Genomic DNA, 20,291 nt, shown 5'->3' with positions numbered 1-20,291 from the left:
TATGCTAATTTTCTTGTTGGCAGCAAAGCATTTCAGCTGGGTAAGCTGTCAAGGTTAAGACTTACTCTTAATGCTTTTAATCCTTCTACACCCTGTAATTCTTCAATTTCTAAAAATTCCACGTCCGATTTTAAGATCTCCTGCGTTGCCAAGATGTTAAAGTAGTTGAGGTATTCTTCGGCTTCCCATCTATTCATATAAACAATTGCGAGCTTGCCAGGTTGTGTCAGTCGTTCATCGGTGAATTTAATATGCGCTTTATCAATGCGCTTTTTCACCAGCTGATAGCGGATGTTATAACCGCCTTCTACGTCAAAACGCTGCTCATCAGGCCGGAAGCTGATGTCGATCAATTTCTCATGAACAAAGATAAGCTGTGTAGTTCGTAAGGGGATCGGTAAGCCAGGAATCAGGTTATGCGCAGCACGGGCGATGTTTGCGACCGCTGCAAGGTGTTTAAATCTGAAAACCTGCAGCAGATCTGCCGGCATTGGGCGATCTGGTGTAATGGACTGCCCTAGATATATATCGAACTCAACGCCATCTGTTCTGAACTTTTCAAAGTAGCATGGGAAGGTATTCTGTATATCTGCATTGAACTCGTCTAACATGGCATTGATGCTGCGGTTAAGCGTCTGCATACTATGCTCGAACAGGTTCCGGTTTTGGTATAGAGGCCCATTAAGGGCGGTTTGTTCAAAGTAGTTATCGATGATGTGTCCAATCTCTGGCCTTGCTTCCTTTAACAGTCGCAGGTATGGTGGCAGCTGCCGGATCAAGTAATCTTCGATACGGATGATCTGCCGGTCACTCAGATGCGTTTCCTTTTTATAGTTCCATACCTGTTCCTGATCAGGCAGGTTTTTCATGACGTCCGTTTCTGTAGATTCTTTGATAGCTTTAAAGGTTTGCTCAAGCACCTGAAAATGGGTATTCAGGTCTTTTCGGATGGCCAGGTTGCGGGAAACGCTGGAATCCTTCATGTCAATAGCGGCATAGAAGGGCTGCACGTCTTTAAATACAATGGGCTCAATTGGCAGGTCTTTCTCTTTACAATCAAATCTAAGATAGTTGTATGCCGCCTGATTAAAACGCCAGGCTACTGCCGGCTGAATCGCAGTAAACTTACTTGTGATCACTCTGGTGATCTCGTTGTTGAAATCAGCGGCAATGTTATGAAACAGTTGAGCAAGTAAAGGAAAGGCTGCTTCAATCTTGGAAAGCGTTTTAGCCGTTAAATATCTTGGGTTTTTGGCATAGATTTCCAGGCAGCCCACCAGCTTACCACTATAGTAGAGCGGAAACAAGGCATACGAACGGATGCCACTTTTACTCAAAAGCTTTAATATTGGATATTCCTGTTGCTCTTGCTCCAGGATCTCAGGAAATATCAGGGTTCTGGGGTTAGACAGGTACTCTTCCAATAGTAGTCTTGCATTGCTGGCACTTTCCTGCTGATTGACGTAGGTAAGGAGAATACTCTTGAAGCTGGAGTGATCATCAAGCAGCGTCTTCCCGCTCAGCCTTACATAAGGTAGAATACCGAACTCCAGCGCATTGGTACCGGCGATGGTCTTTAGTGCTTTTGAGATCCCTTTATCATAACTCCCGCTGGCACATTCATTATGTGCAATAATCACATCTTTGATGGATTGTAAGGCATGTGTTGCGGTAACATCAATCATCTCCACCACGGCAAAGCCTTCCAGGCGAAAGCGCTCTGGGGGCATCAGGCGTTCAAGTAAATGCAAGGTGTTATTTTCACCAAGCAGGTTGTCTTTGAAGTTCTCCAGGTTGAGCTTAGGCAGTTCCATATCGGTATGGATTTTCACGAAGCTGTTGTTGACATGTAGCTGGTAATATTTAAGCAGCTGTGTTTTAGGATCTATAAGGGTTTTGATGGTGAAATCCCAACCCGACAAGCTAACATCGTAGTATTTTTCCAGTACAATATTGTAAAAGGTCTTTAGCAGACTGTCACGCATTTGATCAAGTGAGGGCAAGTTAAGACCTGCCCGGAGGTTTTTGCTCAAAGGGTCGACCAGTACGCTGTAAAAAGCGGGTGTGCCGAAATAGAACGTCCCGGTAAGTGGGGCTGACAAGGCCCAAAGGTGCTCTGTTTCTTCTGCAAGAATCGGGGATAAAGAGGTATAGATCAGCTCAAACAGCGGTGTATATTTGGTGAGATTGTCCGGATCAATTGGCTCCTCCAACTCTGGGAATTTCTTGAACTGGTCCAGAATATAGCTGAAGATATTTCGTTTGGCAGTCGTTTCAGCACTAATTCTTTTTTCCAGATAATCAATAAAAGGTTGTAAACAGAATTTGGTCTCTGCGCCATTGATTCCTGGTGTCAGATCGGGGTATTGCCTGGTTAAATCAACCGTAAGTGCTTGCATTTAGTAAATATATTTTTTAACGGTTCGCCTTCTATCTCTAGGGATAAAGAACTAATCTGTGATTGCCGTATAATGTTTTACAAATCTAAACGTTTCGGCTATTCCGCCTGCTTGCTCTTCGTAAAATTTGATGTGGAGGCTTTTGTCTGGAAATAGGTCCATGACCACATACCCCTGAACTGCTTTGCCATAAAGCGCATGTTTGCCCCTGACAACCTCACTGGTTTTCGTTCCTGCACCACTGACAATCTGAATGTAGTCATTCTCTTTGATAAATTGGAGTCCATGGTCATGTCCCGCGACATGGATGAGGTTCGGTATTCCTGTAAATGCAGCATCAACGCCATTGATCATTTGCTTGTATGCTTTATTTCTAAGGTCTTCCGGGCCGGGGAAGGTACGTCTGATCAACGGGTAGATGGAGCCGAGGACCGGGAGTGGAATATATAGGTTTTTATGGAGGTCTCTTAGTGGAAAAAGATGTTGCATGAAACTGAATCTGCCACCATGGATGCCGTAGCTTCGGAAGGGATGGTGGGCAGCAAGTAGGAGGATTTGATCTTTGTGTTTTTCTGCCAGCGACTTCATTTGCCTGAGCACTTCCCCCTTGCTGTTGCAGGCGCATGCTGCTTCCCCGGTGTCTTTTTGATGGGGGTACACCCACCACTCGCTGTCGAAAGTAACAATGGAAAGGTTTGCGGTAATGGGTAGCAGGACAGGACCGGGACATCCGTTTTCGGGCACCATTCGCAGGTTAGCGTCTTGCTGGTTTTTAAGGAATATAGATTGGGCTTTGACTTTCGCCAGGCCCTGTGGGCCCGACTTATCCCAATCGTGATTACCCGGAATGAAATATACTTTGGCGCCCTTTGCCCGCATAGGACTGAACTGTGAACGTAGCACCTGTCCCGTTTCCTTTTCCTCAACACTGCCGGGTAGGCCCATGCCCTTTGGATAAATGTTGTCGCCGAGATAAACCACAGTTGTTTTCCCCGGAAGTACCCGCTCAGCAGCATGACTTATAACCTGACTTTGTTCTGGATCAATTTCACCAGCGTCGCCAATGAAGATCAGCCTGGAAACAATGGTGCTGCTATCTTGTGCCTTGCTGGTAAAACTTAAGAGGAATATGCAGCAGATGCCTAACAGCTTTCTCATTGTTCTTTATTTTGTAGCCAAGGGTTTGAACTTCAGGATATTTCCATTCGTGATTTCGTCGCCTTCATTAGAAATATACAGGTTCAGGTCTTTATCGAAAGTGATGCCTTCAGGCTGGTTGAACGTTGATGAATCAAGGTCATATACCCCTTTGATCTGCCAGTCAGAGCTTGCAACAACAAGCAGTTTCTCTGCAGAAGAGAGGATGTACCATTCCAGGCTTTTCGGTTGCCGTGTAATTGCCGATACACGCAAGCCTGACTTGAGTTTAAAGCCGAGTTTTTCGACGACATCCTGGTCAAACTTTAATTCCGAAATGGTACCCAGGTCTTTGCTGTTGGTATCGATCTTGATTTTATACCCCAGTGTATTACGTTTTTTCTTTCCAGCACTTTTTGTCAATACATACAGGCTTTGCCCCTTTACATCAGCATATAGACTTTCATATTCTGCTTTCGGCAGGAAGTTTTCCCAATGTTGTACCATTGAGCTGATATCATCATTGTCTGCATTCAGCGGAAAGCTGTAGAAGTCGCTTGAGCTGGTAATTACATACACACGCCCGTTTAGAATGGCCAGATCTTCATAATCGCCTTTAGGACCAAACTTGATGCTCCGGGCTTTTTTTATGCCCCAGCTTAGGCTAAAAAGGCGGCCGTCCTCATCCTGAATCGCATAGATGCTTGAGGGATCATCGTTGTTGAAGGTTATTCCGGAGATTTCCAACAGGCTTTCGGGCATGTTGAATTTCTCAGCTGCTGTTAAATCATAGTTCAACGCTGGTTGCTGGACACTGCTCTTAGTTTTGGGTTTACAGGCAAAAAAAGAGACAATGCTCAGCATTACCAACAATTGAAGTGTTTTCGATAGTGCTTGCTTCATGATAGTTCCTGTTTAAATTGAGCTGCCCTAAGCAGCTTATAAATTTCCTCCTGTGCACGTATTCCGTTTCTTTGAGCTATAGGGATGTTCTGGAGCATCGGATCCAGCTGTACTGCTTGTTCAGTATCGTTGAGTTGAATATCCAGGAGTTGCTCGAGCTGTGTCTTCAGTTTTGGGTCATGGATTGGAAAACACACTTCTATTCTGGAATAAATATTCCGGTTCATCCAGTCTGCGGAGCCCATAAATACGTCTTTGTTTCCGTTGTTATGAAAGATAAAAATCCGTCCATGTTCCAGATAGCGGTCTACGATCCGGATAATGCGGATGTTTTCGCTTTGCCGCGGCACCCCGGGTATGAGGCAGCAGATTCCCCGGATGATCAGTTTAATTTTTACGCCGGCATTGGAGGCATCATAAAGCTTGCGGATCAGTGTTTGCTCTTCCAGATTATTCAGTTTGATGGTTATGGCTGCGGGGCGACCGGCTTTTGCGAACTGTATCTCGCGCTCAATAAGTAATAAGAATTGATCCTGAAGGTTAAACTGCGCAACCAATAACTCCTGGAAGTTCAACGCTTTCTTTAGTGCCATGGTCTTCTTCGGAGTAGCTAAAAACTGAAAAAGCGATTCGAGTTCTTGCAAAAGGTTTGGCGCTGCGGTAAGTAAGGCATGATCGGTGTAGAACTTCGCGGTATTCTCGTTTAAGTTTCCGGTCGACAGTAAGCCAAACCGTTGGATGCCCTGGCTGGAGCTTCTTTTTACGACTGCGACCTTCGCGTGGACTTTGTACTTCACACTGCTGTAAATGACTTCTGCACCTGCTGCCTTAAGTTTTGTTGCCCATTTGATGTTATTCTCTTCGTCAAAACGGGCTTTTAACTCCAACATCACCACCACTTTCTTGTTGTTCTTCGCCGCATTGATCAATGCAGTGACTACGCGGGAGTTCTTGGCCGCCCGGTACAGTGTGCAATAAACTTCTGTGACTGCTGGGTCTGTAGCTGCGGTTTCAAAAAAATGCAGTATCGGTTCGAACGACTGATAAGGCAGGTTTATCAGCAGATCCTGCTGCTGTATGCGGTCAAAGATGGAACGTTCATGTCCCTGTGGAAACAGCTGCATTGCGGGCCAATCGGGATAGTTGAACTCCGGTCCGTTTAAGGGAAAGCTGTTTAAATCCTTAAGATTATGATAATAGCCACCCAATACGATCGACGAATGCTGCAGATTAAGTGCATAAACCATCTTATAGAGATGTCGGAGGGGGATATCGGGCTGACAAAGGAACCTCGAGGCAATGCCATAGTCTCGCTTAGCCAATTCTTTTTCCATAGCAGCAATAATATTCTCATCTACTTCTTCCTCCAGGTGCAGTTCGGCATCTCTGGTTACCTTCACCGCGTAAGCTGCCGTTACAGTATCATGCTCAAACATTTTTTGTAGGTTGAAACGAATGATGTCGTCTATAAACAAGATGTGTTTGATCTCTCCGTTCGGAACTACGTACAACCTTTGCAAAACGTCTGAAGGGATATTTAGCATCAGCAGCTGCTCGATATCGGCACTATTGCGGAGCACAACACCAAGGTACAGCTTGTTGTTTTCTGCAAAGAAGGCCGTATTTGCCTGTTCCATATAAACAGGTTTTAGCAAGGGTTTTATGTTATCGTCGAATAGCGCACGCACAGTAGCGGCAATGTTCTCCGGAATGTCTTTCCGGTAAAGCCAATGGTAGTTATTCGCGGCCAGTTCAGGAATGATGATGTTGCGCAGGATTTCCCCGTATCGCTGTTGTTGCAGGTTTATGCGCCTTTTCGCTTCACGGTAGGCGAAGTCATCACTTTGAATATCCTTATCCACAGCCTTCAACACAGGCATACGTACCCGGTAAAACTCATCGAGATTGGAAGAGTAGATGGAAAGGAACCTGATCTTCTCCATCAACGGCACCTTTTCAGAGGCAGCCTCTTCCAGCACCCTCTGGTTGAAGGTGAGCCAGCTCAGATCACGGTTAAAAAAGGTGTATTCATTCATGTTATACTTCAAACGCTACAGCCAGGATAAATCCTAGTACAGAAACAATAATTCCGAACATGAATACATTATAAGCAATTCTCAACAAACGGTATTTTCTGCCAAGCACTATACCTTGCGAGTAGATGTCTTTGATTAAACTTCCGTAAAGATAATCCCGGTTGTCCATCATCTTCTCCATAGCTGCATTATAGTCATGGAGGCTCATACGATAAAAATTTCCGAAGAAGAGCAGATTGGGCTTTTTCTCCAGTACCTCTTCTGGCGTAAACCTTCCGGGCGGCACTGTAGGTCGCGTGGCAAGGATGGAAAATACCATGGTCACCAGGCAGATCAACAACAAGGTAACAGTCGGCAGGATCAGGTGTTCGTTGTCTTCCAATTTTCTAAGTAAAACACTGAGCACTACAGAAAGGATGATGGAGTTGATGGAGATCATGATGTGAGCTTTATTATCCGCCATATCACTCAAACGCTGGTGGTTGTTGGAGGTGATCCGGAACATCGTTTCAATCCCTTTTTCCGGTCTGCTATCTTTATCGTCTTTCTTCTTTTTTTCTTTAGCAGCGGATTTGTCTTCCATCGTGTTCGTAGGAGTATTTTCAGGGACAACCGGCTGGAAGGACTCTTGCAGCTGTGTTTTCAACATTCGCATGTTCTCTTTTTTCCTTGCAGTAAGTTTATCAATGCAATACTGCGTATGGTAATTATGTGACTCAAGCAGCTGTAGTGTCCCAAGCCGCCAGATGTTTTTATCGATCTCTTTATTACAAACGGCAATGGTCTCCTTGCGCATCAACTTATTACGTTCCTTGAAATCTTCACTTCCCAGGTGGTACAGGTCGGCATCACACACAATCTGCTGCAGGAGGGTTTTCGGGGATTGGGGCATCTTGGTTGCCAAAATACAACCTTGCACTTCCTGGATACTTCCCTCATCCACATTTAAGCTTCGGAGAAATTTGGCGGCAGTCTCTGCACCTTTATTTTCATGTTGCTCAAGCCCTTCCAGATATCCGACGTCGTGGAACCAGCAGGCGCATTGTACAATAAAGAAATCCCGGTCTGACAGTTTGTAGAAGTTTGCAATTTCTACAGCGTGTTTAATGACATGTTCGGTATGCTGAAGGTTGTGGTACACCAGCTGTTCATTGCTTCCGCTCTGGAATAAATGTTCAACATGGGTCTTTACGTCGTCTAAGATTTCAAGATAATTCATAATAGGTAAATATGGGGAATAACCTTGAAAAATGGTTATTTCTGCACTATAAACCCTGCATTCTTCATATTGTTTCTTGAGAAAGTTTTGCTGCAGCCTGTAACAAATAAACACCTTTGCATACTAAATGGACATACATTAAGATTTTATATGAAAAGATTGATACTCTTATTTTTTTCGGTGCTGACCTTTCTACAAACGAAAGCACAATTGCCAATTCCTGGCGCTACCACCAGGGTTACTGTTGTAGGGAAGGTCTCTGCAACAATTATTGATTCCCTGACCAACAAACCTGTAGACTACGCCAGTACATCCCTGGTAAGAATCTCCGATAACAAAGCCGTAAACGGTGCCGTTTCAGATGAGAAGGGAAAGATCTCTATTCAAAATGTAAGTCCGGGTAAATACAAGTTGACCGTAGGATTTATCGGCTATACCACCAAGGTGTTAAACGTAACCACAACACCAGAAAAACCAGATTTAAGCATCGGGACCATTCGGCTGGCTTCTACAGCAAACAACCTTGCAGAGGTAACCGTTACCGGTCAGAAGGCCCTTGTAGAAACGAAGATTGATAAGGTGGTATATAATGCAGAGCAGGATGTAACCATTGCTGGCGGAAATGCAAGTGATGTGATGCGTAAGGTGCCGATGCTTTCGGTTGATATTGATGGCAATGTTTCCCTTCGTGGAAGCTCACAGGTGCGGGTGTTGATCAACGGTAAACCCTCAGGAACCATGGCCAACAGTGTTGCCGATGCGTTGAAAATGATCCCTGCGGAGCAGATTAAGAGCGTTGAGGTCATTACCAGTCCTTCTGCCAAGTATGACGCTGAAGGATCAGGTGGTATCATCAACATCATCACCAAAAAGAAAACCGCTCAGGGGGTAAGTGGTTCTGTAAACGCATCTGCCGGTATTCGTCAGAATAATGGAAACTTCAGCCTGAATACCCGCCAGGGCCGATTGGGCGTGACCAGCAACCTGGGGGTTCAGTATGCCATTCCTCAGGATACTCGTGTAGTGCTACTAAATGAAAACTATAATCCTGCTTCTTCATTAGCTCAGGACGGTTTTACAAAATCCAAGCGCTGGGGCGGTAATGGTAATATTGGTGTGGATTACGACATTAACAACTACAACAACATCTCAACCAACTTGAAGTATAACCGCTTTGAAACCGGCAATGACGGTATGTTGGCTGTTTTGCGCCAGGTAGCTGACCTGCAGTCTGCATTCTCACGGGAGACAAATAGTGAAGCTTCCATGAGCAACTTCGACTGGACTGCAGATTACCGCAGGACAACCAAAAGAGAAGGCGAGGAGTTCAGTGTTTCCGGCCAGGCGTCTTTTGGCCGAAATGTGAATGACTTTGTGACCAGATATTTATATCCAGATGAAAACCCTATGGAAGTAAATGGTGACAACACGGGTAAAAATAATGAGTATACGCTCCAGGCCGATTATACATATCCGTTTTCAAAGGTTGTTGTTTTAGAAACAGGGTTGAAAGGTATCTTCAGAAGTATTGAAAGTAAGTACCAGGATACCGAGCAGGACTTTAACTACGGTCAGGATGTGGGTGCAGCCTATGGTGTGATCAGCTTCAAGCTGGCCAAGAAGTTATCTTTTAAAGGTGGCTTACGTGCGGAGTATACGAACATCAATGGTACCGCAGGATCTTCGCTCGACTTCAAAAATGATTATTTCAACCTGTTCCCGAGTGCAATCTTGTCTCAGGCTTTTTCTCCAAGGACAACCTTGAAGCTGAGCTATAACAAAAGGATGCAGCGTCCGAGTTTATTCTACCTGAACCCTTTCTTAGATGAAAGCGACCCGGAGAATCAGCGTCAGGGTAACCCTGCCTTGAGCCCCGAAATAACAGACATCATTGAGCTTGGTTATTCGACCTACGTAAAAGGTTCAGTGATCAATGCTTCAGTATTCTACAGAAACACGCAGGATGTGATTGAAAGTGTATTCAATCCCTCACAAAGGCTGACTACATATTTCAACGTCGGAACCAGCAAGTCTTTCGGTTTTAACACTTTTGCAAGCTATAACCCGGTTCCAAAATGGACACTCATGGGTAACTTCAACATCAACAGCTATGAGGTTATGGACCCAAGTACGAATTCAAGTACAGGTGTTTATGCCAACTATTCGGTATTCCTAAGATCTGCACTGAGCATTAAAGGCGGCTGGAATACCGAGATCTTCGGTGTTTACAATGGTTCACGGAGATCCTTCCAGGGTACAACAGGTGCGATGGCCTTCTATGGCGGTGCCTTGAAAAAGGACATCATGAACAAGAAAGCTACGGTGGGTTTGAACGTTTTCAACGTGTTTGCGAGAGATCTGCATATTGAAACACGCAATGAAACGCCTGAGTTCTTGCAAAGCACAAACATCTATTACCCAATCCGATCCTTTGGTGTAAACTTCAGCTACAACTTTGGAAAGATCAACTTCAATGCAAAACCAAAGAAGAAGTCTATCAAAAATGACGACTTGAAACAAGGTGAACAACAGATGGGTGGCCAAATGGGCGGCCCGGGTCAGGGATAAACCTTAGCCTTTTTTAACCCGCTTAAGGATCATGAGATTAAGCGGGTTTAACGGAAAACCGCTGATGTTGTTTTGCAGCATCACGACCGACTGATCATAAAATAGCGGGATCATGGAGCCATGCTCCATGATCATGTTATCCATCTGGTGGTAAAGCGCGTAGCGCTTCTCTGCATCATTCTCATAGTAGCTTTGTTCAAAAAGCTTGTCAAATTCCTTGTTGAAATAACCGGTGTAATTAGGGCCGAAAGGCACCTTGTTCTTCGAATAGAACACAGAAAGGTAGTTTTCCGCATCCGGGTAATCGGCAATCCAGGAGCCACGGAAGAAGTTTACTTCATTTTTCGCCATCAACTCGCGTAAACTTGCATTCGGACTTACATCTACTTTTACCTTTATGCCGATGGCATTTAACTCACCTTGTACAAATTCGATCAGATCTTTATAGGTCGTCGAGGTACTTAGCTTAATCAAGGGCAGGTTCTTCCCGTTAGGATATCCGGCTTCAGCAAGTAGCCTGGATGCTTTCGCAGGATCATAATGGTAGCCTTTTACAACGGTGCTGTCGAAGCCCGGCATACCCAGCGGTACAAAGCCAGCAGTAGCGGGAATACCCACACTATTGCGCAGGTATTTGATAAGTTTGGGTTTATCTATGGCGTACTGGATCGCCTGGCGTATCTTTTTGATTCTCAGTGGCGAGTTCTTTACAATGGATTTCGAGGTGTCTACCAGGATGCCAATGTACTCCGTACAAAGGTAGGGTCGCTTCAGGAGCTGAAACTTGCCCTCATATTTCTGTGTCATCTTGCCGCTCTTGCTGAGAATATCATCGCGGTAGCTGCCATCAACCTTGTCAAAGAAGTCCAGATCTTTTTTGATGAAGTTCATGAAAGCACTTTGTTTGTCGCTGATGAACGTTGCCTTGATGGCATCCAGGTAGGGCAAGCGCTGGTCACCATCTTTCTCCCAGTATTTTTCATTTTTCAGCAGGACAAGGATTTCATCTTCCTTCCAGTACTTGAACTTAAAAGGACCGGTTCCAATGGGATGGCTGCGGAAATCTTTGCCGTAATGTTCCACAACTTCCTTAGGAACCACGGAGCAGTACTGCGCAGTGAGCAGGTTCAGGAATGCCGGAAAGGGTTTGCTGAGCGCGATGCGAAAGGTGGTATCATTGATGGCTTTGAAGCTGTTGATATCTTTGACTTTGTCGTTAAAGATCCATCCACCTGAAGAAGCAACCTTTGGATCAATCAGGCGGTAAAAGCTGTAAGTAAAATCTTCAGCAACCACCTTGCGACCTTTACCATCCTTGAACAGCGGGTCGTCATGGAAATAAACATCATTCCGCAAGTGGAAGGTGTAGTGTAGCCCATCCTCAGAAACTTCCCAGGATTTTGCAATGGCAGGAACGGTATTGAGGTTGCTGTCGACCTGCACCAGCCCATTGAAAACCTGGTTGATCATCCAGATCGCATTCTGGTTCCTGGCAAAAGCCGGGTCCATGGAAGTGAGATTCTGATCGATATTCAGGTTGAAAACGGTCTTGTTTTCATTGGATGATTTGGTCTTGCAGGCACTAAAGCTCAGGAAAAGCAATCCACAAAATATATATTGAATAATACGGCGCATCTGTTCAGGAATACTAATTTTGCACAAAGTAACCAATTTAATAGTATGTCTTTTTTAAATGAAGTGATAAATAATGTTGAAGATGAAGTGTTAAGAGAGACGCTTCAGGAGCGTGTAGACCTCGTCTTACATAAAATCAAGTTCATGGAAAAGGTACATGTAATCTGCCTAAATTCACAGAATCAGCTAAATACCAGATTGAAAGAACTGGTGGAGGCAGCAGGTGGCATTATGCAGATCGACCCGCTTGAAGCCAGGGTATTGATCTATGAGGAACCTGGAAAAGGCATGCTGGAGCTCATGGGTATCGTGCCTGGCTTGCTACAGAAAGACTGGCCTGCGGTTACTTACAACCGCGTTTACCTGTTTGATGAACTTGATGTAGCTGACATGGATGCACCTGCACTTGTTGCTGCCATGGAAGACATCGCAGAGCTGATGTACCCTGGATATTTTGTGTTCGGCAATGAAGGCAGGACCTGGACTTCATTCGGCGTTTAACAGGAGATCGGCTGACGGTTCCTAAAACTTGATCAGCTTGTTGATCTGATCATTTGTGAACTTCAGCGTATCTTCCTTGAAGAAATCTCCCGCTTCATTCAACTCATATTTTATCGCAGGAATGTGCAGTCGTAAGGGCAGCACATTCAAATGCAGATATCCGCAGATGCCGGAGAAATGATCTATGCCCCGGATGTTTCCATACTTCCCGGAGGATATGCCGGTTAGCGCTGCCTTTTTATTGTAAAAACTATCCGGGAACTCGCAGGCATCAATGAAGGTTTTAAGCACCCCGGGGAAGCTTCCATTGTATTCGGGAATGATAAACAAGAATTTTTCTGTGTTTGCCACCATTTGCTGAATGGGCTCGAATTCGGGGCTGCGTTTACCGTAAAGGTCGGTAGCGATAAGTCTTTCCGGCAGGCTTTCCAGGCTGAAGAGTTGTGCCTCGGCCCCAAGTTGCTGAAGTGTTTTAAGATAATATCTGGACACTTTAAGCGTATTACTATTGGGTCTGTTGGTGCCGGAAATGATGGTGATCATAGCTTGTAATTTGTTAGTAAGATGTGCAAAACACTTGTGGCTTTAACAGTATAATTGCTATTTAGTTTGTATCTTAGCTATTTGTTAAAAAGCCCCTGAAACGTACAAAAATAGTACTTTCAGGCCAAATAAACGCTAGTGTTCAAGAGCCTCATACACTTAACAGGTAAATTTAAATAGATAGATGAGTAAAATTATTGCGTTGGCAAATCAGAAGGGTGGGGTAGGTAAAACGACATCAGCCATTAATCTCGCCGCAAGTTTAGCCGTATTAGAATACAAGACCTTATTGGTCGACGCTGATCCGCAGGCCAACTCTACATCAGGAATAGGGTTTGATCCAAGAAACATCAAGAACAGTATTTACGAGTGCATAATCAATGATATAGAACCAACAGAAGCGATTCAGAAAACCGAAACGCCAAACCTGGATCTTTTACCTGCACATATTGACCTGGTAGGTGCCGAGATTGAGATGATCAATCTGACCAACCGCGAGTTTAAAATGAAGTCCGTCTTGGGGAAAGTGCGCGATCAATATGACTTCATTATCATTGACTGCTCCCCATCTTTAGGTTTAATCACAATCAACGCGCTTACTGCTGCGGATTCTGTGATCATTCCGGTACAATGTGAGTACTTTGCATTGGAAGGGCTAGGTAAATTACTAAACACCATCAAGATTGTACAAACCCGTTTAAACACGGAGCTGGAAATTGAAGGTATCCTGTTAACGATGTATGATGTTCGTTTACGTTTATCTAACCAGGTGGTGGAAGAGGTGAGAACACATTTCCATGATCTGGTGTTCGACACGATCATCCAACGAAATACCCGCTTAAGTGAGGCGCCAAGTTATGGTGTATCTGTAATTATGCACGATGCAAACTGTAAGGGCGCAATAAACTATCTGAATCTGGCTCGCGAGATCGTCCGCAAAAACGGACTTGTTCCCGAGCCTGAAGAATTGACAACGGCAAAAATCAAAAATATTTAATGACATCTTTCCAGCGAAAAACAGGTTTAGGCAGAGGATTAAGTGCGCTTTTGGATGATACCGAAACTGCACATGCGCCAAAGAAAAGCGTAACGCCTGCCGCCGCTGCACCTGAACCACGTCCAGAAAGCAGCATCGGTAGCATTGCTATCGCGGACATCGAGATCAATCCATACCAGCCCCGTACTGACTTTGACCAGGTATCGCTGCATGAGCTATCGGAATCTATCCGTGTGCAAGGTCTTATTCAGCCCATTACTGTACGTAAACTAGACACTGGCAAGTATCAGCTGATATCCGGTGAAAGAAGGTTCCGTGCCGCAAAACTTGCCGGGCTTGATGATATACCTGCTTATGTGCGTTCCGCAAATGATCAGCAGATGCTGGAAATGGCGCTCATTGAGAACATACAACGTGAAAACCTGAATGCCATTGAGGTTGCGCTGAGCTTCCAGCGTATGATGGAGGAATGTAACCTTAAACAGGAGCAGCTGGGCGAACGTGTCGGTAAAAACCGTACCACCATCACTAACTACTTACGACTGCTTAAACTACCACCTGAAATCCAGGTATCCATCCGCGACCAAAAGATCTCTATGGGTCATGCTCGTGCGTTGATCAACGTTGATGATGTTGAAAAGCAGCTATTCATCCATCAGGAGATTATTGACAAAGGTTTGTCGGTAAGAAGGGTGGAAGAGATGGCCAGAAGCATTCATGCGCTGCAAGTTAAGCCTAAGGCAGTAAAACAACCTGCAGCTAGCTCTTTCGAATACCAGAAACTACAAAAAGACCTGGCTTCCAAATTCGCCACCAAGGTGAAACTGAAAGTGGGTCAGAATGGTAAGGGCGCCATTGAGATTCCTTTTGTGTCCAATGATGACCTGAGCAGAATTTTAGAATTATTAGATTGGTAATGGCTGGTAGAATATGGTTTATCGTAGTTCTTGCGCTTGCATCGTTATCGGTGAAAGCGCAGGACCCAATAACCATAAAGGCTGATAGCTCCGGTGTTAAAGTGGCTAAAGTAGATACGCTTAAATCGAACTACGTGAATGTGGGTAAGATTGCAGCACGCCGGGCCATTCTTCGATCGGCGATCATTCCAGGCTGGGGCCAGTTTGGCAATGGCTTAAACGTGTACCGCGGCGTGAAGATCGCCGCTATTTACACCGGCGCCACACTACTCACACTTTCTTACATCGACAACAATAACAAGTACAAAGAATTTCTCGCCGAATTACGTGACCGCCAGGCCAATGGCGGAAAGGCGGTGATCGGTAGTCCTTACTACGATGTCCAAACGGCGGGGCTAACCTCCGCAAAGGATACCTACCGGAGGAACCGCGAGGTGGTGATCTTCTCGATGATCGGATTATATGGTATTCAGGTGGTGGAAGCTTATGTTGACGCCCGATTGAAGTATTTCGATGTCGGTGATGATCTTGCCATCAGCATCAAACCATCGATCATCAACTCAGGGACCCTTTTCGGCTACCAATCTTATGTTCCGGCTGTTAAAGTTTCATTTAAACTCTAAACTTTAAATGGCATCCGGAACCGCATTTATAACCTTATTTATTCCTTTAACATGAAAATTGCATTGCTGGGCTACGGTAAAATGGGCCTGATTATAGAACGTTATGCTTTAGAACGTGGACATGAAGTGGTCCTGAAAATTAACCTGGAGAATCAAGCGGATCTTACGCCCGAGAATCTCTCGAAAGCCGATGTAGCTATCGACTTCAGTGCTCCCGATGCTGCAATCACAAACATTTACACCTGCTTTGATGCCAAGATCCCTGTAGTGGTTGGTACCACAGGTTGGTATGGCGAATTGCAAAAAGTAAAAAATGATTGCCTTGGCAGTAACAATACTTTGCTTTATGGGTCTAACTTCAGCATTGGGGTAAATGTGTTCTTTCATGTAAATAAGGTACTTGCTAAATTGATGAATAACTTCCCTGCTTATGATGTGCAGGTGGAAGAAATCCATCATACCCAAAAGCTGGATTCACCAAGTGGTACAGCAATGACCATTGCAGAAGGCATCATTGACAATCTGGACCGTAAAGAAGAATGGGTGAACATCCTGGATGGCGATGCACCTGAAGTAAACCTGAAGCAGGAACAGCTACTTATTGCTTCTGAAAGAGTAGACCAGGTACCCGGAACGCATACCGTGGTGTACAGCTCTGAGGTTGATGAGATAGAATTCAAGCATACCGCACACAGCAGAGCTGGCTTTGCCTTAGGTGCCGTAATTGCCGCAGAATGGCTGCAGGATAAACATGGCTTTTTCAATATTGCCGATATATTTAATTTTAAATAAACTGATATGAACTATAAGTTCTGGAAGAAGAAAGCTACAGATCCAAATACGAAAAAGAAATCTAAAACCAGAGAGTGGGCAGATGCCATCATCTTTGCTGTTATCGCAGCAACCATCATCAGGGTGTTCTTTATTGAAGCCTATACCATCCCCACAGGATCCATGGAGCGGTCCTTAATGATCGGTGACTTCCTGTTTGTGAGTAAAGTGAACTATGGCGCCAGGATTCCAATGACGCCAGTTGCCTTTCCCTTTGCCCATCATACCATGCCGGTTACCGGTGGAAAAGCTTATTGGGAAGGGGTACAATGGAAATACCGTCGCCTGCCAGGACTATCAGATATCAAAAGAAATGATGTTGTGGTGTTCAACTTCCCTGAAGGGGATACTGTAGCGCTTGAGGCACAAGACCAGAACTATTACAACCTGGTTCGTTCAATGGGCCATGCCGCAGTAAATAGCCAGTTTACAGTTACCAGCAGACCTGTCGATAAACGTGAAAATTATATCAAACGCTGTATCGGTATCGGTGGCGATGTCATTACCATGAAAGGCGGGGTAGTTTCGGTAAACGGAAAACCCGAAAAACTAGTGCCTACAGGACAGATCACCTATGCGGTGAAGATGAAATCTTCTGATGTGAACTTCGATGTATTTACCGAACTAGGTTTCGATATCAACTCCGACATTTCCTCATTGGGGCAAGAAAATATGTTCCAGTTTGTAGGTACAGAAGAAATGATGGCTGAGGTAAAAAAGCTTGATTTCGTGCTTTCGGTTGAGGAAGATACAGCACCTGCAGATTACGGAGACATCAGCGTGTTTCCACAGGACAAAAACAGGAGCTGGAATGTCGACAACTTTGGACCAATCACCGTTCCTAAGAAAGGCTGGACCGTGAAGCTCGACAGCGTTACCATGCCACTATATGAGCGTGCAATCCGCATCTATGAGGGCAATAAACTTGAAAAGTCTGCCGATGGCTGGTTGATCAATGGTCAGAAAACGGATTCCTACACCTTCAAAATGGACTACTACTGGATGATGGGTGATAACAGACATAACTCTTTAGACTCCAGGTTCTTCGGTTTTGTGCCGGAAGATCACGTAGTTGGAAAAGCGTTATTCATCTGGATGAGTGTTAGAGATCAGGGATCTTTCTTGAGTAAAATACGCTGGAGCCGGATATTCAAAGGAATTCACTAGAAAATCTAAGAAAGCAATAAATACAAGCCGTTTGATCCGTCAAACGGCTTTTTGTTTTTATGGCTTCAGCTTTTCAACGCCAAGCTTCTCTGCGAGTGTATTCAGATCGTTCACCACCGCATCGATCAAAGGAATACCATTCAACCTTCTTTCCTGTTCAAAGGCCGTCTCAGGCTCACCAGGAATGATCACGCGCTGCGTGGGATCCACCGGTTTAGAATTGCGGAACGTCTCAATCCAATTGTCCAGATGGTGCTTGAAATCTGCCGCCGGGCGGAAGCCATCGATGCGCATGGCCCCAAAGAAATGGCCAATACCTGCGCCAACAGGATCTGCCGGGGGTTCCAGGAATGCAACAAATGGTGGCACCCAGGGGCCGTAATTCGCACCTGAAAGCACTGCAGACAAGATATCAACGGTGGCACCCAGTCCGTAGCCTTTATGACTGCCATGGTCTTTGTCACCACCCAGAGGTAGTAATGATCCACCAGCCTTCAATTGATTGGGGTCTGTAGATGGCTTACCATCTTTATCCTGTGTCCAGCCTTCAGGGATAGGCTTCTCTGCGCGTTGCGCAATTTCAAGCTTCCCATTCGCAGCTGCGGAAGTCGCCATATCTACGACTACCGGCGGATACTTCCCCGCAGGGAATGCATAACACATCGGATTGGTACCAAGAAGCCGTTCATTGGAGTAGGTGGGGGCTACCAGGGGACTGGCATTCGTCATGCTGATCCCAATCATGTCATGTTCCGTTGCCAGCAGGGAATGGTAGCCTGCAATGCCGAAGTGGTTGGAGTTTTTTACAGATACCCAGCCGCTGCCATAGATCTTTGCTTTTTCAATTGCTACTTGCATGGCAAAGGGTGCAACAACAAGTCCCAACCCTGCATCGCCATCTACGGTAGCCGTGGTTGCTGTTTCATGCACCACCTTGATATTTGGGGTAGCATTGATTCTCTTCTTCTCCCAAAGGCGAACATAGCCCACAAGCCTGGCTACACCATGTGAATCTATCCCCCGAAGATCTGATCGTAATAGAACATCTGCAGCAAGTTTGGCATCCTGCTTCGGGCAGCCCATCTTTAAGAATACCTGTTCTGTAAACGAGCGTAATTTAGATTCGGGAAAAGTAAGAAAAGTCATTATTAAAAAGAGTTATCATAAAACAGGAGAGCGGCAATTCAGCGTATCATCAGGATGCGAAAAGCACCGTAAATTTATGATCTAAAGGCCGGAAGGTCTGTAAAAGTGCATCAATAAATCCATCACCATACAAGACGTATAGCGGTGCTAAATTGAGCACACGTTCCTGCAGTACGCCAGAAGGGAAAAGCTTATTTTTTAGCCCATCGATCTGGTTCAGGGAAGTTTGATGTTTGCGTTTTTCTGCGCGCATCATCTTTTTATCCAGGTTCTCAATTAACCTTAACGCACGCTTTTTCGCAGCATCAGTGGACTGGGAGAGTGTCTTGTCGATTTTGTAAGCATTAAGCTTGATGTGATCAAACACTGCTGCAATAGAGCGTTCTTCATCTGCCAGGGACAGGTAAGTATTTACATGTGACTTCACCCATTCCGTTTTTAGCTGTTCATTTTCTTTGAACAAACTTACATGACTGATCCCCAGGATCTGCATCTTGCGTTCACTACGTCTATCGATTACCATAGCCGAATTACGCAGCAATAGCACCGGATAAGGCACGCCGTAAAAGTCGAAATTTGCTTTCAGCTGAAGCCAGTAGGTAACCTCTGCACCACCGCCGATATAGGCCAGGTTGGGGAGAATAATCTCCTGGTACATCGGGCGCATCACCACATTCGGACTAAACCTTTCAGGGTGTGCTGCAACTTCAGCTTTCAATGCTTCGGTATCAAAGGCGATGTCGGAATTAAGCACCTGAAAGGCGCCATTCTCAAAAACAATACGTTCGCGCAGACCTTCCCTCATATAGAAAAAGTTGATCTCACGTGGATTTACCTGCGGTTTATAACCTGCAGCTTCTAACGCGTCGTTGGATGTTTGAATCTGATCAAAGCTGTTCTGCTCCAAGATGTCCCGAAGGATGATCGGGGCGAATTGCTGCTTTAAAGCAGGTTCATCAGCATCAATGCAAACCAGACCGGTATGATTAAACAAAGCATCTACAAGTGCTCTTGTCGCGTCAGCCAGCCGGTAATGATGCTTATATGCTGCTTCCACAATTGCGGCAAGCTTTTCGCCGCTCTCTCCAATACCAAGATAACCCTGGTATGCTGAAAGTATATCGGTAAGATCCGCAGTGCTGATCCTTCCAGTAGCACCCGCTGCATTGGTTTCCCAAACCAGCTTCTTGTCTTCAAGTTTGATGTGGTTGATCTCTTCGAAGTCATGATCCTCCGTTGCCATCCAGTAAACCGGAACGAAGTTATAGTCCGGATAAGCCGCCTTAAGCTCCTTTGCCAGGTTAATCGTAGTTACGATTTTGTATATAAAATACAACGGGCCAGTAAACAGATTTAACTGATGGCCCGTTGTTATGGTATATGTTTTTTCATCTGCAAGCAGCTCAATATGACTTTGAACCAGGCTGCTTGTTTCAATAGAAGTGTACTGCTTTTTAAGTACCTCAACCAGAGATGCTCTGTTAGCTAAAACTGGCCGCTCATTGATAGCAGTAGCAAAGCCCGCTAAATCAACGGAATACTTATAGAACGGTTTTAAGGTTTCGTTTCCCTGAATATAATCTAATACAATAGGAGAGAAGGAGTTCGTTTGCTGATAACTAATGTATTTTGCCTGCATTTGAAACGAAATTAAGTTATTAAAGCATAT

16 protein-coding genes are annotated in these 20,291 nt (G+C 45.0%); 7 read left to right on the top strand and 9 right to left on the bottom strand.

Translation table 11 applies throughout. From position 1 onward, the window contains the following. Positions 1 to 32: 32 nt before the first annotated feature. The 5 genes from ACTHQF_RS14945 to ACTHQF_RS14925 are packed head-to-tail and all read right to left on the bottom strand — an operon-like array spanning position 33 to position 7,694. Positions 33 to 2,399 carry a GAF domain-containing protein gene (locus ACTHQF_RS14945; protein WP_440431365.1) on the bottom strand — a complete coding sequence of 789 codons (2,367 nt, stop codon included), beginning with the start codon at positions 2,397 to 2,399 and terminating at the stop codon, positions 33 to 35. 51 nt (positions 2,400 to 2,450) lie between these two features. Then, positions 2,451 to 3,557 carry a metallophosphoesterase gene (locus tag ACTHQF_RS14940; protein ID WP_440431364.1) on the bottom strand — a complete coding sequence of 369 codons (1,107 nt, stop codon included), beginning with the start codon at positions 3,555 to 3,557 and terminating at the stop codon, positions 2,451 to 2,453. A 6-nt stretch (positions 3,558 to 3,563) separates the two neighbouring features. After that, the gene (locus ACTHQF_RS14935; RefSeq protein ID WP_440431362.1) at positions 3,564 to 4,439 is read right to left on the bottom strand and encodes an SdiA-regulated domain-containing protein; all 876 of its coding nucleotides are present in this window, start codon (positions 4,437 to 4,439) and stop codon (positions 3,564 to 3,566) included. Then, positions 4,436 to 6,475, bottom strand: a complete 2,040-nt coding sequence (gene ppk1 / locus ACTHQF_RS14930) for a polyphosphate kinase 1 (protein ID WP_440431360.1) — start codon at positions 6,473 to 6,475, stop codon at positions 4,436 to 4,438. Before ppk1 ends, ACTHQF_RS14935 begins: the two co-directional genes overlap by 4 nt. A 1-nt stretch (position 6,476) precedes the next feature. Next, the gene (locus ACTHQF_RS14925) at positions 6,477 to 7,694 is read right to left on the bottom strand and encodes a Pycsar system effector family protein (RefSeq protein ID WP_440431358.1); all 1,218 of its coding nucleotides are present in this window, start codon (positions 7,692 to 7,694) and stop codon (positions 6,477 to 6,479) included. A gap of 150 nt (positions 7,695 to 7,844) precedes the next feature. On the opposite strand from ACTHQF_RS14925, the gene ACTHQF_RS14920 reads away from it, so the two are divergent. After that, complete coding sequence (locus ACTHQF_RS14920) at positions 7,845 to 10,262, top strand: TonB-dependent receptor domain-containing protein (RefSeq protein WP_440431356.1); 2,418 nt, start codon at positions 7,845 to 7,847, stop codon at positions 10,260 to 10,262. A 3-nt stretch (positions 10,263 to 10,265) separates the two neighbouring features. Here ACTHQF_RS14920 and ACTHQF_RS14915 read toward each other — a convergent pair whose 3' ends face one another. Further along, a complete protein-coding gene (locus ACTHQF_RS14915; RefSeq protein ID WP_440431354.1) occupies positions 10,266 to 11,924 on the bottom strand; it encodes an ABC transporter substrate-binding protein in 1,659 nt (552 codons plus the stop codon). An 18-nt stretch (positions 11,925 to 11,942) separates the two neighbouring features. Here ACTHQF_RS14915 and ACTHQF_RS14910 point away from each other — a divergent pair, with 18 nt between their 5' ends. Then, on the top strand, positions 11,943 to 12,398 hold the full coding sequence (locus ACTHQF_RS14910; RefSeq protein WP_440431352.1) for a hypothetical protein: 456 nt from the start codon (positions 11,943 to 11,945) through the stop codon (positions 12,396 to 12,398). 21 nt (positions 12,399 to 12,419) lie between these two features. Here ACTHQF_RS14910 and ACTHQF_RS14905 read toward each other — a convergent pair whose 3' ends face one another. Further along, the gene (locus ACTHQF_RS14905; protein ID WP_440431350.1) at positions 12,420 to 12,941 is read right to left on the bottom strand and encodes an NADPH-dependent FMN reductase; all 522 of its coding nucleotides are present in this window, start codon (positions 12,939 to 12,941) and stop codon (positions 12,420 to 12,422) included. A 184-nt stretch (positions 12,942 to 13,125) separates the two neighbouring features. Here ACTHQF_RS14905 and ACTHQF_RS14900 point away from each other — a divergent pair, with 184 nt between their 5' ends. From ACTHQF_RS14900 to lepB, 5 genes are read left to right on the top strand one after another with little or no spacing between them, the layout of a single operon-like run. Beyond that, positions 13,126 to 13,938, top strand: a complete 813-nt coding sequence (locus ACTHQF_RS14900) for a ParA family protein (RefSeq protein WP_440431348.1) — start codon at positions 13,126 to 13,128, stop codon at positions 13,936 to 13,938. Beyond that, entirely contained in the window at positions 13,938 to 14,855 is a 918-nt protein-coding gene (locus ACTHQF_RS14895; RefSeq protein WP_440431346.1) for a ParB/RepB/Spo0J family partition protein, read from the top strand. Before ACTHQF_RS14900 ends, ACTHQF_RS14895 begins: the two co-directional genes overlap by 1 nt. Next, on the top strand, positions 14,855 to 15,478 hold the full coding sequence (locus tag ACTHQF_RS14890) for a DUF5683 domain-containing protein (RefSeq protein ID WP_440431344.1): 624 nt from the start codon (positions 14,855 to 14,857) through the stop codon (positions 15,476 to 15,478). Before ACTHQF_RS14895 ends, ACTHQF_RS14890 begins: the two co-directional genes overlap by 1 nt. A 51-nt stretch (positions 15,479 to 15,529) precedes the next feature. Then, a complete protein-coding gene (dapB, locus tag ACTHQF_RS14885) occupies positions 15,530 to 16,270 on the top strand; it encodes a 4-hydroxy-tetrahydrodipicolinate reductase (protein ID WP_440431343.1) in 741 nt (246 codons plus the stop codon). A gap of 6 nt (positions 16,271 to 16,276) precedes the next feature. Then, positions 16,277 to 17,476 carry a signal peptidase I gene (gene lepB / locus ACTHQF_RS14880; protein WP_440431341.1) on the top strand — a complete coding sequence of 400 codons (1,200 nt, stop codon included), beginning with the start codon at positions 16,277 to 16,279 and terminating at the stop codon, positions 17,474 to 17,476. Positions 17,477 to 17,533: 57 nt separating this feature from the next. Here the strand turns inward: lepB and ACTHQF_RS14875 are convergent, their stop codons facing one another. Beyond that, a complete protein-coding gene (locus ACTHQF_RS14875; RefSeq protein ID WP_440431339.1) occupies positions 17,534 to 18,622 on the bottom strand; it encodes an Ldh family oxidoreductase in 1,089 nt (362 codons plus the stop codon). 49 nt (positions 18,623 to 18,671) lie between these two features. After that, positions 18,672 to 20,261, bottom strand: a complete 1,590-nt coding sequence (gene bshC / locus ACTHQF_RS14870; protein WP_440431337.1) for a bacillithiol biosynthesis cysteine-adding enzyme BshC — start codon at positions 20,259 to 20,261, stop codon at positions 18,672 to 18,674. Positions 20,262 to 20,291 lie beyond the last annotated feature (30 nt).

It is taken from the genome of Pedobacter sp. SAFR-022, assembly GCF_051965375.1.
GTDB lineage: Bacteria > Bacteroidota > Bacteroidia > Sphingobacteriales > Sphingobacteriaceae > Pedobacter.
The sequence above is the reverse complement of the archived record's forward strand: the minus strand, read 5'-3'. Positions and strand labels throughout refer to the sequence as shown.